The organism is Deltaproteobacteria bacterium (genome assembly GCA_029210625.1).
GTDB lineage: Bacteria > Myxococcota > Myxococcia > SLRQ01 > SLRQ01 > JARGFU01.
In genome coordinates this window covers 145,340-160,298 of sequence record JARGFU010000017.1, presented here as the reverse complement: position 1 = coordinate 160,298, position 14,959 = coordinate 145,340, and the positions used below count along the sequence as shown (strand labels likewise).

Here is a 14,959-nt window from a genome sequence, read left to right as displayed (position 1 = left end):
CGCGACCGGGTTGACCAACGGCCAGGACTACTGGTTCGAGGTCTTCAGCCGCGACAGCAACGGCAACTGGGCCGCCGGCGCCGCGACCGGTCCCCACCAGCCCTCCCTGGTCGACTCCGACGCGCCCTGCGCCGCCGCCGACCTGCGGATCACCATCCACAGCGAGACCAGCGTGCGGCTGGAGTTCACCGCGCCCTACGAGGACTGCTCGGGCAGCGCGGGCAACGTCTCGGCCTACATGATCCGCTACTCCCCGGCCCCCATCGACGCTGGCAACTGGGACTCGGCCCTGGTCTGGAACGACGCCTGGGACAACGGCGGCGGCGGCCTCTCGGCGGCGGGCGCCAACCAGCAGATCAACATCTCCGGCCTCGACTCCAACTCGCGCTTCTGGTTCCAGGTCAAGGCCCTCGACGACTGGCCCAACGCGGGGCCGCTGGCGGGCCTGTTGGCCACCGGTGGGATCTGCCAGACCGACTCCAACTGCGAGTCCACCCACCTCCACACCGGCTGGAACATCGCCGGTAACGAGGACCAGCTGCAGACCACCAACACCTGCCTCGGCGTCTTCGGCGTGACCTCCTGCATGTACTGGGTCTCCACCGGCGTGGGTGACTGGTCGGGCACCTACGCCGACACCACCGGCTCCGGCATCGTCGAGGAGGGCCGGGGCTACTGGCTCGGCGCGGCCGGCAACGAGGACCTGATCCCGCCCGGCGACGCCACCCCCTGGGGCGTCTCCTCGGTGGTGGAGGTGTCGCTGCAGCAGGGAATGAACCTCATCTCGAACCCCTTCCCCGACGCGGTGCCGATGACCAGCCTCCAGATCGTCCAGAACCCGGGCGGCGGCGAGACCGTCAACACCTGGGAGAACGCCGTCCTCGCCGGCTGGATCTACCCCTCCCTCTACGCCTACGACGGCTCCAACTACTACACCGAGCTCTGGGACTCCGGCGGGTGCATGCACTCCCGGCACGGGTACTGGTTCAAGCTCGCCGTCGACGACGCCAACACCTACGCCCTGCGCATCACCAAGCCCTAGGTCGTCGGGGGGGGATTGCGGGCCCGTCCCCCTGTCCCCCCCCGTCCATCTCCGCTACCGTCAGGGGCTGATGTCCGCGCGCCTGCCCACCGGGCCGAGCCCCACCCCGCCTCCCGCTGTGGCCGATCCGGCCGGAGCCTCGGCGAGGATCCGCCGGCGAGCCCACCTGATCACCGCCGGCATCCTCGGCGGCACGGGCGCCTTCATCTGGCTGATCTGGGCCCACCCCATGGTCCTTCTCTACGGCGCCCTCCTGGTGGTCGCCGTCATGGCCTACGCCGCCGTCTACCTGATGGTCACCGCCCGGCTGGAGGACGACGAGTTCCCCCCGGACAACACCCTGGAGCCTCACGATGCGCTCGAGCACCCAGCCCTGGATCCCCCTGACGCTCCTCTTCGCCCTGCTGACGAGCGCGGCGATCCCCCGGCGAGCTGAAGCCGAGAACCCGAACTGGCCGAACCCCTCGGCCACCCGCGCCGAGATGCTCGATCCGGCGAACTGGCCCGACGATCCGAGCTACGGCTTCCACCTCACCGACATGGGCTCGGACCGCGGCCAGTGGAACCTCTGGTCCTTCGTCCCCCCGCAGGTGGACGGCCAGCTCCTCCCCGAGGACCAGGCCCTGGGCGTCGGCCTCCATGCCGACCGGGCCTGGCAGCTCACGACCGGCGACTGGGCGGTCACGGTCGCGGTGATGGACTCGGGCTTCATCTGGAACGAGCGGGACCTGGCGAACAAGTGGCGCCTGAACGCCGGGGAGCTCCCCGTGCCCGAGGGCGCGAGCGTGCACGACGCCAACGGTGACGGCCGCTTCAACGTGCAGGACTACACCAGCGCCACCGGCCACGAGCAGCCGAACGCCGCGACCATCACCGACAGCCGGGTGAGCGATCAGAACGGCAACGGCTTCCTGGACCCGCAGGACCTGATCCTCATCTTCTCGAACGGCGACGACGCGGACGGCAACGGCTACGTCGACGACATCTGTGGCTGGGACTTCCTCTGGGACGACAACGACGCCTACGACGACGTCGGCAACGGCGGGCAGGGCTACAGCCACGGCAACGGCGAGGCCAAGGACTCGTGCGCCGAGGGCAACAACGGCCTGGGCGGCATCGGGGTCTGCCCCGGCTGCTCGGTGATCCCCCTGCGCTCCTCGGACTCCTTCGTCGCCGACTCGAACCACTTCGCCGAGGCCACCCTCTACGCGGTGGACAACGGGGTCAGCGTGATCCAGGAGGCCCTCGGCTCGATCAACGGCACCTCCTTCATGCAGGCCGCCATCGACTACGCCTACGAGCGGGGCGTGCTCGTCGTGGCCTCGGCCGCCGACGAGACCAGCTACCACCACAACTACCCGGGCTCGGCGGAGAAGACCCTCTACGTCCACGCGACGGTCTTCGACTCGAACCCGGGCTCCTGGGTCGACGCCACCACCTTCCTGAACTTCAACAACTGCACCAACTACGGCGGCCACCTGGCCCTCTCCACCCCGGGCGAGGGCTGCTCCTCCGAGGCCACCGGCAAGAGCGCCGGCCACGCGGGCCTGCTCTACTCCATGGCGCGGCAGGTGGCCCTCGATCCGCCCCTCTCGGCGAACGAGGCCTACCAGCTGATGACCCTCTCCGCGGACGACATCGACGTCGCCGGCTCGGAGAGCGACGCCACCAAGTACCCCTCCCGGGAGGGCTGGGACCACCACTTCGGCTACGGCCGCAACAACGCCCGCACCACGGTGGAGTGGATCCGCGACGGCCTGATCCCCCCCGAGGCCTACCTCGCGTCCCCCCGCTGGTTCGAGACCCTCACCGGCGAGGAGGACCTCTCGGTGGAGGGCTACGCGGACGCCCGCCGGGGAGACGGGACCTTCGAGGTGATCCTCGAGCTGGCCGCCGGCGTCGCCCCCGCCGAGGCCGAGTTCAGCGAGGTGGGGCGCCTCTCGGGGCAGAGCGCGGCCCTCGACGGCCACCTCTTCACGGTGCCCGCCGCCACCCTCGCCGCCCTCGACCTGCCCCAGGGCGACGGCACGGGGGCCCACGACTTCTCGGCCACCCTGCGCCTGACGGTCACCACCCAGAACGGGGGCCAGCCGGTGAGGGGCGAGTACCGCAAGAGCTTCTTCGTCATGCGCGACCCCGACCTGCTCCCGGGCTACCCGCGCTTCCTCGGCCCCTCCATGGAGGCCTCCCCCCGGCTGGTCGACCTCGACGGCGACCAGGCCGACGAGCTGCTCTACATCACCTCCGACGGCACCATCCACCTGGAGGGCGGCGACGGCCAGGCCTGGCCCGGCTGGCCGGTGAAGGTCTCCACGCTCCTCGGCGCGGCGGCCCACCCCACCGCCCCGGGCTTCGCGGCGATGGCCGACCTGCCCAGCGCCTCGGTGGTCTCCGCCCCCTCCGTCGGTGACCTCGACGGCGACGGCACCCTCGAGATCGTCGTGACGACCCTCGACGGTGAGGTCCACGTCTACGACCTGCAGGGCCAGGAGCGCGGTGGGTTCCCGGTGCGGATGAATCCCATCTTCTCGGAGTTCACCGGCACCCGCGAGGCAGCGGACAGCACCCCCACCCAGCCCATCGAGGAGATCTTCGTCCTCGACTTCGGCATCTTCGGCTCGGCCGTGCTCCACGACCTCGACGGTAACGGCGATCTCGAGATCGTCGCCGGCGCGATGGACGGCTACCTCTACGTCTGGGACCAGGACGGCAGCGACCACCCCGGCTTCCCGCTGGAGGTCACCGACGGCGACGGCGCTCGCTACCAGGGCACCCTCGAGCGGCGCCGCGAGCGGATCATCGGCACGCCGGCGGTGGGTGATCTCGACGGCGACGGGAGCCCCGAGATCGTCGTGGGCACCGGCGAGGTCTACCAGGGCGGCTTCGGCAACGCCGCCCGGGCCTACGCCATCCACGCCGACGGCAACGACCACCCCGGCGGCCCCTTCCTGCCGGGCTGGCCGGTGGGCCTCTGCTGCTACGCCGACGTGCTGCCCTACGTGGGGCGGGGCGCCACGGCCTCTCCCGTGCTGGCCGACCTCGACGGCACCCCCGGCCTGGAGGTGATCCTCCACGGCGCCCTCTCCCCCTTCAACGTCTTCACCTACGAGGGCGTCTCGATCCTCTCCGGCACCAGCTTCGTCGACGGCACGGGCAACAGCACGGGCAACCTCGCCCTGATCCCGTTGAACTCGGGCTCCCTCGGCGACCTCACCGGTGACGACTTCCCCGAGTACATCAACGGCTGCATCTCGGTGGAGGCCGCGGCGGGGATGAGCGGCGGCGAGCGCGCCCCCTTCGACCACATGGTCTGCGCCTGGAGCCTCGACACCGGTGAGTTCCTCCCGGGCTTCCCGGCGGTGGTGGAGGACTACCAGTTCCTCCACAACTACGCGGTGGGCGACCTCGACGCGGACGGCTTCGCCGAGAGCGTCAGCGGCAGCGGCGGCTACCTGGTCCACGCCTTCGATCAGAACGGCGCCGAGCCCGCGGGCTGGCCCAAGAACACCGGCGGCTGGATCTTCGCCACCCCGGCCCTCGGCGATCTCGACGGCGACGGCGCCCTCGACGTGGTGGTGGGCACGCGCGACGGCTGGCTCTTCGCCTGGCGCACCGCCGGCTCGGCCGACAGCATCCAGTGGGAGGGCCGTCACCACGACGCCCGCTCCACCAGCAACTTCGAGATCCCCCTGCCCACCCGCAAGGGCCTGGAGACCGGCGGCGGCGGCGACGGCGGCGGCGACGAGAAGTGTGGGTGTGATTCGACGGGCGACCAGCTGCCCGGTGCCGTCGCGGCCCTGCTCCTCGTGCTCTTCGCCTGGCGGCCTCGGCAACGGGTGTAGCCGTCGGCTGTGAGCTGCGAGCTTCGAGCTGTGAGCAATAATTGCTCCGGTCGGTGAAGTCGGGTGCCGTGGGCCTCGGCTCACAGCTCGCAGCTCATGGCTCGTAGCCGCGCCCGAAGGGCGCTCAGTCGTCCAGGCCGTGCTTCTTCAAGAGCTCCTTGAAGTGCTTGCGGTCGATGCCCGCCTCCCGGGCCGCCCCGGAGATGTTCCCGCGGTTCCGGCGCAGGACGTCCTCGAGGTACTCGCGCTCGAAGGCGTCGACCATCTCCTGCTTCGCCTCCTTGAAGGCGGCGGGCTTGCCCCCCTCCCCCACCGCCGCCGCGGCGCCGAGGCCCCGGGCCGAGGTGGTGTCCAGACCCGGATCGGTGTCGAGCTCGCCGTCACCCAGGTCGTGGAGGAAGCGGGAGATGTCGACCTCGGGTCCCCGCGCGAGGTGGAAGGCCCGCTCGATCAGGTTGCGCAGCTCGCGCACGTTGCCCGGCCAGCGGTGGGTGCGCAGCACCTTGAGGTTCGCCTCGGAGAGGAGGAGGGCGACCTTCTCCTCGTCGGCGCCGAGCTTCTCGAGGAAGGAGCGCGCGAGGAGGTCGAGATCGTCCAGGCGTGAGCGCAGGGGCGGCACCACGATCTTCACCACCGCCAGGCGATAGTAGAGGTCCTCGCGGAAGGCCCCCTTCTTCACCTCGGCCCGCAGGGAGCGGTTGGTGGCCGCCACCACCCGGACGTCCACCGGCACGTAGGCGTCGCCGCCGACCTTCTGCACCTGCCGGGCCTCGAGGACGCGCAGCAGCTTGGGCTGGAGGGAGAGATCGAGCTCCCCGATCTCGTCGAGGAAGACGGTGCCGCCGGAGGCGCGCTCGAAGACGCCCGCCCGGGTCTGGGTGGCGCCGGTGAAGGAGCCCTTCACGTGACCGAAGAGCGCCGACTCGATGAGATCCTCGGGGATCGACGAGCAGTCGAAGACCTCGAGGGGACCGTCGCGGCGGTCGGAGTGGGCGTGGATGGCGTGGGCGACCAGCTCCTTGCCGGTGCCGGTCTCCCCCTCGATGATCACCGTGGCCTCGGTGGGGGCCACGTCTCCCAGGAGGGTGAAGATCTCCCGCATCTTCCGGTCCTGGCCCAGCAGCCGGCCGAAGGCGGCCTCGGCCGAGGGCTGGATGCTCACCTGCTCCTCGGCGGGGACGAAGCGCAGGCGGGTGCGCCCCACCCGGAGCTCGGCGCCGAAGCCCACCCGGATCTCCGTGATCCGGGCCTCACCGTAGAAGGTGCCGTTGGTCGAGCCCAGATCCTCGAGCACCGCCTCGTTGCCCTCGCGCCGCACCGAGAGGTGCTGGCGAGAGACGGCGGGATCCGAGAGCACCAGCGCGCACTCGGGGTCGCTGCCGACGGCCACCGCCCGCTCCCCGACCTCCACGGATCGCCCCTTGTCCGCCCCGCTGCTCACCACAAGGCGAGCCACGGAGGGGTTCATCCGGGTGTGGGGTGAGCTGTCGGCGAGGATCTCCGTCGGTCCCCGGGCGCTGCGGTCACTCATGGGCGGGGCGAAGATAGCACGAGATCCACGAAGACTCGCGTCTCCTGCCCGGGGCGGACCTCCACCTCGAGCTGCCGGGGCGGCAGGGGCGCGGCCTCGACCTCGAGCCGGTGTGCCCCCACCGGGAGCTCGAGCGCGACGCCCCGCGGCCCGGTCTCCACGATCCGGCCGCCCACCCGCGCGGTGGCCGGTGGGTAGCTCTCGAGCCGCAGCGTCCCCGTCCCCCCCTTCTCGGGGAGGGTCAGGAGGAGCCGCTCTTCCCCGGGGGCCTCGCCGCCCGGCGGCGAGAGCGGGATCTCGATGTCCGCCCGGGCCATCTGCAGGCCCCGCTTGCGCGCCAGGATCCGGTGGCGCCCCGGCTCGAGGGTCAGGGTGTGGGGGCTCTTGCCGACGGCCTTGCCGTTCACGTTGAGGGTCGCCTTGCTCGGCCGGGTCCGGATCCTCACGGTGGCCTGGCGGGGAGGCAACGCGGCCTCCAGCACCGTGATCACCTCGTCGGCCGGCGCCGGCGCGCTGCCGGTGAAGGCGCGGCGCCCCGCCTTCCGCAGCACCACCTGCTGCCCCTCGTCACCGGCCTCCCACTGCAGCAGGGCCGGGGTGGCGCGCGCTCGCGTCGCGTCCCCGAGCACGACGGTCGCGCCGGCGGGGCGGGAGTCGATCAGGAGGTAGCGGGGCGCCGTCGCCGCCGGCAGGCTCACCGCACCTCCCACCGGCAGGCGCGCCGCCGCCTCCGAGCGGCCCCAGGGCCAGAGGAGGGCCAGCCCCAGGAGGAAGGCCAGGCCCGCCACCCCCAGGGTAGCCAGCCCCCGGGCCCAGGGGGGCAGGGGCGGGAGGATCCGGGTCAGCCCGCTGGAGGCCGCGGGGGGGGAGGCCTCCAGGCGGCGCGCCGGCTGCACCGAGACGGTCGCGGGCCGCGCCGGGCCCTCCGGGCCGTGGGCGCCGGGCGTCGGCGCGAGGGGAAGGTCGTCGTCCCAGTCTCCCGCGCGGCCCACGCCGTCGGTGCCGGGCGCGGAGTCGAGCCCCCCCACGGGCAGCGCCTGCAGGTCGATCACCCGGGTGGCGCCGGGCTCGCCGGGCTTCGACGAGGGGCGCCCGTAGACGCGCTCCATCAAGGCGGCCAGGTCCCCCGCGCTCATCACCAGGCTGGTCTCGAAGGAGAGGCGGGCCAGGGCCTTGTCGAGCTCGGCGGCGCTCTGGAAGCGGTCGCCGGCCCCGGGCGCCAGGGCGCGGTGGACGATGCTCACCAGCCGCTCGGGCAGATCGGCGCACAGGCGCTCGATGGGGACCATCTCCACGTTGCGCATCTGGTTGAGGGTGGAGAAGTCGTTGCTGCCCTGGAAGAGGCGCTCGCCGGCGAGCATCTCGTAGAGCAGGATGCCTACGTTGAAGAGGTCCGAGCGCTGATCGAGGTGCTCGCCCCGCGCCTGCTCCGGGGACATGTAGCCGTACTTGCCCTTGAGGAAGCCCACCTGGGTCTGCTGGGTCCGGCTGCGCGCCTTGGCGATGCCGAAGTCGGTGAGCTTCACCTCCCCCTCGAAGGAGAGGAGCACGTTCTGGGGCGAGACGTCCCGGTGGATGATCCGCAGCGAGCGCCCCTCGGCGTCGAGCTTGCGGTGGGCGTAGTCGAGGCCGGCGCAGACCTGCCGGGCGATGTAGATGGCCTCCCCCAGGCCGATGGAGAGCCCCTGCCGGGTGGCGTCGTGGAGGAGGTCGCCGAGGTCGTGCCCGTGGACCAGCTCCATCACGATGAAGTACTCGCCCGAGGCCGTGGTCCCCAGATCGAAGACGTGGACGATGTTGCCGTGGTGCAGCTCGGCGGCGAGCTTCGCCTCCTCGATGAACATCCGGACGAACTCGGGATCGGAGGTGAAGTTCGGGAGGATCTTCTTGACCACCACCGGCTTCTCGAAGCCGCCGGCGCCGATGCTGCGGGCCCGGTAGATCTCGGCCATCCCTCCGGTGGCCAGCAGATCGAGTATCTCGTAGCGCTTGGACATGGTCGCTGCAGGAGCAGTCTATCCCGATCCGAAGGTGAACCTCTGGTAGGCTCGGTCTGCGATGGCCGGCTCGGACGAGGGAGGCTCGAGGGCGAAGGAGGGCGCCCGGGTTCAGCGAGGTGTTCGCACGACCCTCGCCATGGCGAAGGAGCGCCTCGCGCGGGGTGACGCCCGGAGCGCCGAGGCCCTCTGCCGCGAGGCCCACGGGGAGCACGGCTCCGACGCCGAGCTGCTCGCCACCCTCGGCCGGGCCCTGACCGAGCAGGGGCGCTTCGCCGAGGCGGCGCCCTTCCTGGCGCAGGCGATCTCCCTGGACCGCAAGAACGCCGGCGCCCATCGCGATCTCGGCGAGGCCCTGCTCCACGGCGGGCGGGCCGAGGTGGCCCTGGTCATGCTCCAGCGCGCCTTCCGCCTCTCGGATCGCCCGCTGCCCGGCCTCGACGCCCTCATCCAGCGGGCGAGGGAGACGACCGAGCGCGAGGGGCTCACGGTGATCGTCGATCCCACGGACGAGGCGGGCGAGCGCACGCTCATCCTGCGCTCCACCGATCCCTCGCTGCGGGCGCTGAAGACCGATCCGGGTGAGCCCGAGCCCGACGAGACCCAGGTCCTCGACGGGCTGCCCACCTTCGGGGCGAGCGGCGCCGAGCCGGACCTGACCGATCCCGCCGGGCTGAGCCTGGCCGCTCGCCTGGAGGAAGAGGAGGAGGCGCCCGCCCCCACCGCCCCGGACACCCCCCGGGCCCTGACCGAGGACGAGGAGAAGAGCGTCCTCTACCTCGGGCCGGCCCCGGGGCTCGGGCACCGCCGCCAGCGGCCAGCGCCCGAGGCCGCCCCGCCGGTGCTGGAGGGCGAGCCCGACCTGCCGCTGCTGGGGGCCCAGGCGGCGGCCGAGGCGAAGCCGGCCCCGGGGCTACCTCACTTCGAGTTCTCCGAGCTCTCGGACGGGAGCGAGGACGACGCCGCCGCGGGCGAGGTCCTGGCCGGCCTCGCGGCGGCGATGCCCGAGGCGCACGCCCGGGGCGGAGGCCAGCTGGACGTCGGCGTGGACGACGTGCTCAACGCCGTCCTCGGCGGCCGCCTCCTGGCCGGGCCCGGCCGCGGCGTCACCGGGAGGGGCAGGCCCGACCGCCGGCGCCTCGCCCTCGGCGCCACCCTCGCCCTCCTGCTCGGGCTGGGCCTGGGCGCCCTCGTCCGTCTCGGCGACGGGGGGAGCGGCGCGCTGCCAGTGGAGGGCAGCCCCGGCGCGCGCCTCGCGAGGGACACCCGGGTGGAGCTCTCGCGCCTCGCCGACGCGCTGGCCCCGAGCGAGGACGAGGCGGACCGGCTCCTGCGGGCTCAGGCCCTCGCGCTGCGCCTGGCCCACCACGGCGGCACCTCCGAGGACGCGGCGGCGGCGCTGGGCCTGCTCGAGCGCCTCTCCCCCGAGGCCGGCGGCTCGCCGCTGGCCCTCGCCACCCTCGCCGAGCTGCAGGCGGCCGAGGGCCGCCTCTCCTCCGAGCTGCGGGAGCGCCTGGCCCGGCTCACCCCCCGGGGAGCGACCCTCATCGAGGCCCTGGGCCGGGTGGCCGCCGACCCGGCCGGCGAGCAGCCGCCCCGGGCGAGGGCGCTGGCCCACCGGAGCCTGGCGCGCCTGGCCCTCGCCCGCGGGGACCTCCCCGCGGCGGCCCGGGAGCTCTCGGCCACCCTGGCCCTGGCGCCGGAAGACGCGGGCACCCACCGCAGCCTGCTGCGCCTGGCCGGCCAGGCCGGGGCCGCCCGGGAGGTGAGCGCCGCCCTGGCCGCCCTGCGCCGGATCGATCCCTCGGACCTCCAGGCCCACGCCGACGAGCTGCTCTGGTACCTCGCTCGGGGGGAGGAGGAGCTCGCCGCCGGGCGCGCCGCCCTGGCCTCGGCGCTGGCCGCCGTGAACGATCCGGTGCTGGTCGGCCGCACCGAGCTGGTGCTCGCGGTGGCCTCCCTGCGCGAGGGGGAGCTCGCGGAGGGCGGCAAGCACCGGGAGGCGGCCGGCGCTCACCCCGAGGCGGCGCACCTCGCCCGCCTGCTGGGTATCCTCGCGGCGGGGAGCGGCGCCGCGCCCGACCGCGAGGCGGCGACGATCACGCTGGCCCTCGGCCGGATCGTGCCCACCCCGGGCGAGGTCTGGCCCTTCCGCCTCGAGAGCGAGCGCCTCGGCGCCCTCCCCGGCGCGGGGGCTCCGGACACCGAGCTCGACCTCCTCGAGCGGCGGGCGCGTGAGCTGGATCTGCTGACCCGCCTCGCGGCGTCGGCCGGTCCGGGGGACACCCCCGGGCCGGAGGTGCAGGCGCTCGCCGAGGGCGGCCCCGAGGACCGGCTCCTCGCCGCCCACCTCCACCTGCGCAGGGGCGAGCACGAGGCGGCGCTGGCGGTGCTGCCCGCGCCCCGGGAGCTGCCGGAGGGCGAGTCGAGCCCGGCCGCGCTGGCCAGCCAGCTGGTGCGGGGCCTCGCCCTCGAGCGCGCGGGCCAGCCGGAGGCCGCCGAGGTCGCCCTCGATGCCCTGGAGCGGGCCGGTCACCACTCCCTGCCCGCCCTCGAGGTCCTCGCTCGCCTGCGCCTCGCGCGGGGAGAGGCCGAGGGCTGCCTGGAGACCCTGGACACCGCCTTGATCTTCGCCCCGCGGCGCCGCGACCTGGGGCTCCTGCGCGTCGTCGCCCTGCACCGGACGGGCCGCCCGGACGCAGCCACCAAGGCGATGAGCAGCCTGCGCGCGCTGCAGGGGCCACCCCTGGCCGAGGCGATGGACGCCCTCCCGGCGCGGGAGCGAGCGACCCTCGATCTCTACCTGGCCCTGAGCGAGCCCGAGCCGCCGCCGGGCGAGGTGGAGAAGCTCCTGCGCGCCGCGCTGAAGGCCGACCCCGAGCTGGTCGACGTCCACTTCCACCTCGGCCGCCTCCTGGCCCGCCTCGATCGCAAGGCCCCCGCCCGCCGCTCGATCGCCCGCTACCTGAAGCTCGCCGGCGAGGGCTTCTACGCCGAGACGGCGCGGGCGCTCCAGGCCGAGCTGCGCTGAAGGTTCAGGCGGCCTCGTCCTCCCGGTCCTCCGGCCGGGTGAGGAAGCACATCGCCGCCTCGACCACCGCGCTGTCCCGCAGGATGCGCCGGTGTCCGAGGCCGTGGGTGATCTTCAGCTCGGCGCCGGGCCAGGCGGCGACCACCTCCATGCCCTCGGCCAGCGGCACCTCCTCGTCTCCCGAGTCGTGGATGACCAGGAGGTTGGCCGCGATCCGGGGCGCGAGGCGCTCGATGCGGGCGTCGTCGAAGTCGACGCCGAAGGACTCCTCGATCCGCGAGCGCGCCCCCGCGGCGACCCGCGGGCTGAAGCCGAGGAGTTCGGCGGCGCGCTGGAGGTAGGCGCCGGGGTTCGAGGGCGGCGCGAGGAAGACGAGGCGCCGGGCCTCCAGCCCCCGGGCGAGGGCCAGGGAGGCCGCCGCGCAGCCCAGGGAGTGCGCGACCACCCCCTCGATCGGACCGACGAGCTCCACGACCTTCTCGATGGCCTGCGCCAGCTCCGGCAGGGCCGAGCGATCTCCGTCCGCGGCCCCGTGCCCCGGCGCGTCGAAGGCGACCACCCGGTAGCCCGACTCGAGCAGGGGAGCGACCATGCTCCCGAGCTGGGAGCCCCGCCCGGACCAGCCGTGCACCAGCAGGATGGTCGGTCCCCGCCCCCAGAGGTAGACCGGCAGCTGCCGGGTCTCGTCGAAGCTCACCACGAGGCGCCGCGCCCCCCGCAGCCAGCCGAGCTCCCGCTCGGGGGTGCGGTGGCGGATGGGGGTGAGGAAGAGGCGCTGCAGCACCCTCGCGCCGAGCGGAGGCGAGACCGTGGAGAGGACCCGGGCGCCGGTCTGCATCATACGAACGGTCGTGCTATTTGCTGGCATGAGGTCACCCTCTGCTGGAGTTCGGGCGTGAAGATCGGTTCAAGCCGGCCGGGCGCGGCCGAGCTGCTCCTCGAACATCCGCCGGGCCCGCTGCCGGGCCTCCGCCGGATCGAAGAGCCGGTGATGGTGGTGGTAGGCGACCATGTTGGCCCAGAGCTCGTAGGCGAACTGCTTGGGCTCGAGGTCGGCGCGGAAGTCACCCTGCTCCACCGCGAGGCGGGCGGCGCGGGCGAGGGAGCCGTAGAGATCCCCGAGGTGGACGAGGAGCCGGTCTCTCACCGGTCCCGGGCGGTCGTCGAGCTCGGTCGCCGCGGCGATGATCGGGCAGCCTCCGCTGAAGGCCTGCTCCGGCCAGCGCAGCCAGCGCTCGAAGAGCGCCTCGATCCGCGGCACGCCGCGGGGCGCGCGGAAGGCCGGCCGCAGCACCACCTCGACGAAGCTCTCGGCGGCCGCGTCGAGGACCGCGCACTGCAGCTCCTCCTTGGAGCCGAAGTGGGCGAAGAGGCCGCTCTTGGACATCCCCACCCGGCTGGCCAGGCTGCCGATGGTCAGGCCCTCGAGGCCCACCTCGCTCACCAGGTCCAGGCCGCTGCCGAGGATGACCTGCCGTGTCTCTTCGCCCTTGCTCATGGCCCCCACAGAATAGAACGACCGTTCGTATCTGTCGAGCAACCACCGCTCCCGGCCTCCAGGAGGCCCTTCCTGGCACTTCAGGGCCGGATGGCGAAGCGCTTGCGCACCTGCTGCAGGTGCCGCGCGGCCCGGCTCTTCGCGGCGAGGTTGATCTGCTTCACGAAGTTCTTCTCGGCCGCGATGACCTTCGCCTCGCCGCAGACCACGGCGGCTTGCTCGAACTTGCGGTCCGACATCGTCTTCCCGGCGTGGCGGCCGCTCACGTAGACCAGCTCGTAGTCCTTGCCCCAGGTGGGATCGTTCTTGCGCATCCAGCTACCGACGCAGGCGTGGTACTTGTTCGCGACGGCGTTCATCCGGTCGACGATCTTCTGATCCGGCGGCCCCACGAGCTTCCAGGCGCCGTCGTAGTCCTTGGCGGGCTGGAAGGCGGGCTTCCTCGGGAGCGCGAGCTTCGCGGGCTTCTCCACCACCAGCTGATCGGGCGTGGCCTGGACCTCGGCGCCGTCGTAGCGCGCGAGCTGCAGCTTCCCGTTCCGGTCCCCGAGGACCAGGAGGGGCTCGCCCGCCAGCACCTTCTGCTCCCCGCTCGGGAAGGCGGCCGCGGCGTAGACGAAGAGGCGATCGGGGGCCTTGGGGAAGAGGTAGGCGTGGCTCATCCGCCCGAAGAAGGGGTAGTGGTCGGAGACCACCCGCTCCCCGATCGTCTCGAGGGTCTCGGGGATGGGCTTGAGGGTCTGCATGGGATCGACCTTGAGGTCCTTGCGCATCACCAGCAGGTCGTAGCTCGACGCCTCTGCCTTCGGCGCCGCGGCGAGCCAGACCGCGTACTTGCCGTCGAGGGTGCCGAAGGTGCGCCGGGTCTCGTCGCAGATCATCTGGCTGTAGGGCTTCACCGAGTCCATCGGACCGTAGAGGCGGAACGCGACCTTCTCCCGGTTCCGGAAGAGCGAGAGCTCGACCTGGGGCAGGGGCTCGGTCGTCTGGAAGTAGAAGTCCGGCGCCCGCGCCACGCTCCGGCCGGTGCAGGCGTTCCGCCGGGAGGGCCAGCGCTCCCCCGGCCGGGTGGTGCCCGAGATCAGCATCGGCTCGGCCAGCCCACCCAGCTCCTTCACCTCGGCCTCGCCGAAGAGCAGCGGCCGCTGGTCGTCGCCGGCCTGCAGGGTCAGGGTCCGCGGCTCCTCCTCGACGTGGGTCCAGAGCGAGTAGCTGCCCGGCGCCAGGGAGTACTGGGTGTTGTACATCGTGTTGTTGCGCCGGTAGGACTCCTCCTGCACGCAGCCCGTCGGCGAGGCGACCATCAGGGGCGCGCCCGGGACGACGAGGCGGTAGAGCCCCTGGGTCTTCACCTCGATCCGGGCGAGCGGCCGCACGGTGGTGGTGCCGGTCTTGGCGCAGCCGAACTCCAGCTCCCGGGCCATGGCACCGGGGGTGGGCGGCAGCTCGACGAACTGGGGGTTCGTCGTCGCGCTCTCGTCGAAGACGATCTGCGGAGTCTTGCCGAAGGCCTCGAAGACCTCTCGCTTGATCCGCTGGGGCTGCTCGATGCGCACCGGGGACGAGGCCCCGATCGCCGACGAGTGGTAGAAGACCTTGTAGGTGCCCGCCGGCCACTCGGGGAAGAGGAAGTTGCCCTGGTTGCTGCAGGCGTAGGCCCCGTTCGGGAAGACCACCACCACGCTGGGCGTGGTGAAGTAGAGGTTCAGGTCGGTGAACTTCTCCGTGAGCTCGAAGGTGAAGGCCGGCTCCTTCGTCGTGAAGTAGTTGCCGCACTTCGAGAAGCCCGCGTCCGACATGTAGACGCGGTCCATCTTCACCTTGATGACCTCGGAGACGTAGGGGTGGGGCGTGAAGCCGTTGGCGATCCGCACGAGGGGCTCGGCCCGGGCGGGCGCGGGCGCGAGGAGCGCGCCCAGGAGAGCGAGAGTGACGAGAGAGACGATCGCGTGACGGCTTCGACGCATGGCTTCCTCCAGCCGGTTGGGGAGCCGGGAGGATAGCGCAGCCCGCCGGCG

9 protein-coding genes are annotated in these 14,959 nt (G+C 72.8%); 4 read left to right on the top strand and 5 right to left on the bottom strand.

Annotated features, from left to right (window positions below; genetic code table 11):
* The 3 genes from P1V51_16925 to P1V51_16915 form a co-directional block, all read left to right on the top strand.
* The coding region (locus tag P1V51_16925) for a hypothetical protein (GenBank protein MDF1564727.1) at positions 1 to 1,042 on the top strand (1,042 nt) is incomplete at its 5' end.
* 70 nt (positions 1,043 to 1,112) lie between these two features.
* The gene (locus P1V51_16920; GenBank protein MDF1564726.1) at positions 1,113 to 1,478 is read left to right on the top strand and encodes a hypothetical protein; all 366 of its coding nucleotides are present in this window, start codon (positions 1,113 to 1,115) and stop codon (positions 1,476 to 1,478) included.
* On the top strand, positions 1,396 to 4,884 hold the full coding sequence (locus P1V51_16915; GenBank protein MDF1564725.1) for a S8 family serine peptidase: 3,489 nt from the start codon (positions 1,396 to 1,398) through the stop codon (positions 4,882 to 4,884). Before P1V51_16920 ends, P1V51_16915 begins: the two co-directional genes overlap by 83 nt.
* A 124-nt stretch (positions 4,885 to 5,008) precedes the next feature.
* On the opposite strand, the gene P1V51_16910 is transcribed toward P1V51_16915, so the two are convergent.
* Positions 5,009 to 6,415 carry a sigma 54-interacting transcriptional regulator gene (locus P1V51_16910; GenBank protein MDF1564724.1) on the bottom strand — a complete coding sequence of 469 codons (1,407 nt, stop codon included), beginning with the start codon at positions 6,413 to 6,415 and terminating at the stop codon, positions 5,009 to 5,011.
* On the bottom strand, positions 6,412 to 8,412 hold the full coding sequence (locus tag P1V51_16905) for a protein kinase (GenBank protein ID MDF1564723.1): 2,001 nt from the start codon (positions 8,410 to 8,412) through the stop codon (positions 6,412 to 6,414). The genes P1V51_16910 and P1V51_16905 overlap by 4 nt, the downstream gene beginning before the upstream one ends.
* Before the next feature lie 61 nt (positions 8,413 to 8,473).
* On the opposite strand from P1V51_16905, the gene P1V51_16900 reads away from it, so the two are divergent.
* Positions 8,474 to 11,443, top strand: coding sequence for a tetratricopeptide repeat protein (locus P1V51_16900; protein ID MDF1564722.1), 2,970 nt, complete (start codon positions 8,474 to 8,476; stop codon positions 11,441 to 11,443).
* Positions 11,444 to 11,447: 4 nt separating this feature from the next.
* Here the strand turns inward: P1V51_16900 and P1V51_16895 are convergent, their stop codons facing one another.
* The 3 genes from P1V51_16895 to P1V51_16885 form a co-directional block, all read right to left on the bottom strand.
* Entirely contained in the window at positions 11,448 to 12,311 is an 864-nt protein-coding gene (locus P1V51_16895; protein ID MDF1564721.1) for an alpha/beta hydrolase, read from the bottom strand.
* Positions 12,312 to 12,350: 39 nt separating this feature from the next.
* On the bottom strand, positions 12,351 to 12,941 hold the full coding sequence (locus P1V51_16890) for a TetR/AcrR family transcriptional regulator (GenBank protein ID MDF1564720.1): 591 nt from the start codon (positions 12,939 to 12,941) through the stop codon (positions 12,351 to 12,353).
* Between the two features lie 80 nt (positions 12,942 to 13,021).
* On the bottom strand, positions 13,022 to 14,908 hold the full coding sequence (locus P1V51_16885) for a hypothetical protein (GenBank protein MDF1564719.1): 1,887 nt from the start codon (positions 14,906 to 14,908) through the stop codon (positions 13,022 to 13,024).
* Positions 14,909 to 14,959: the final 51 nt, after the last annotated feature.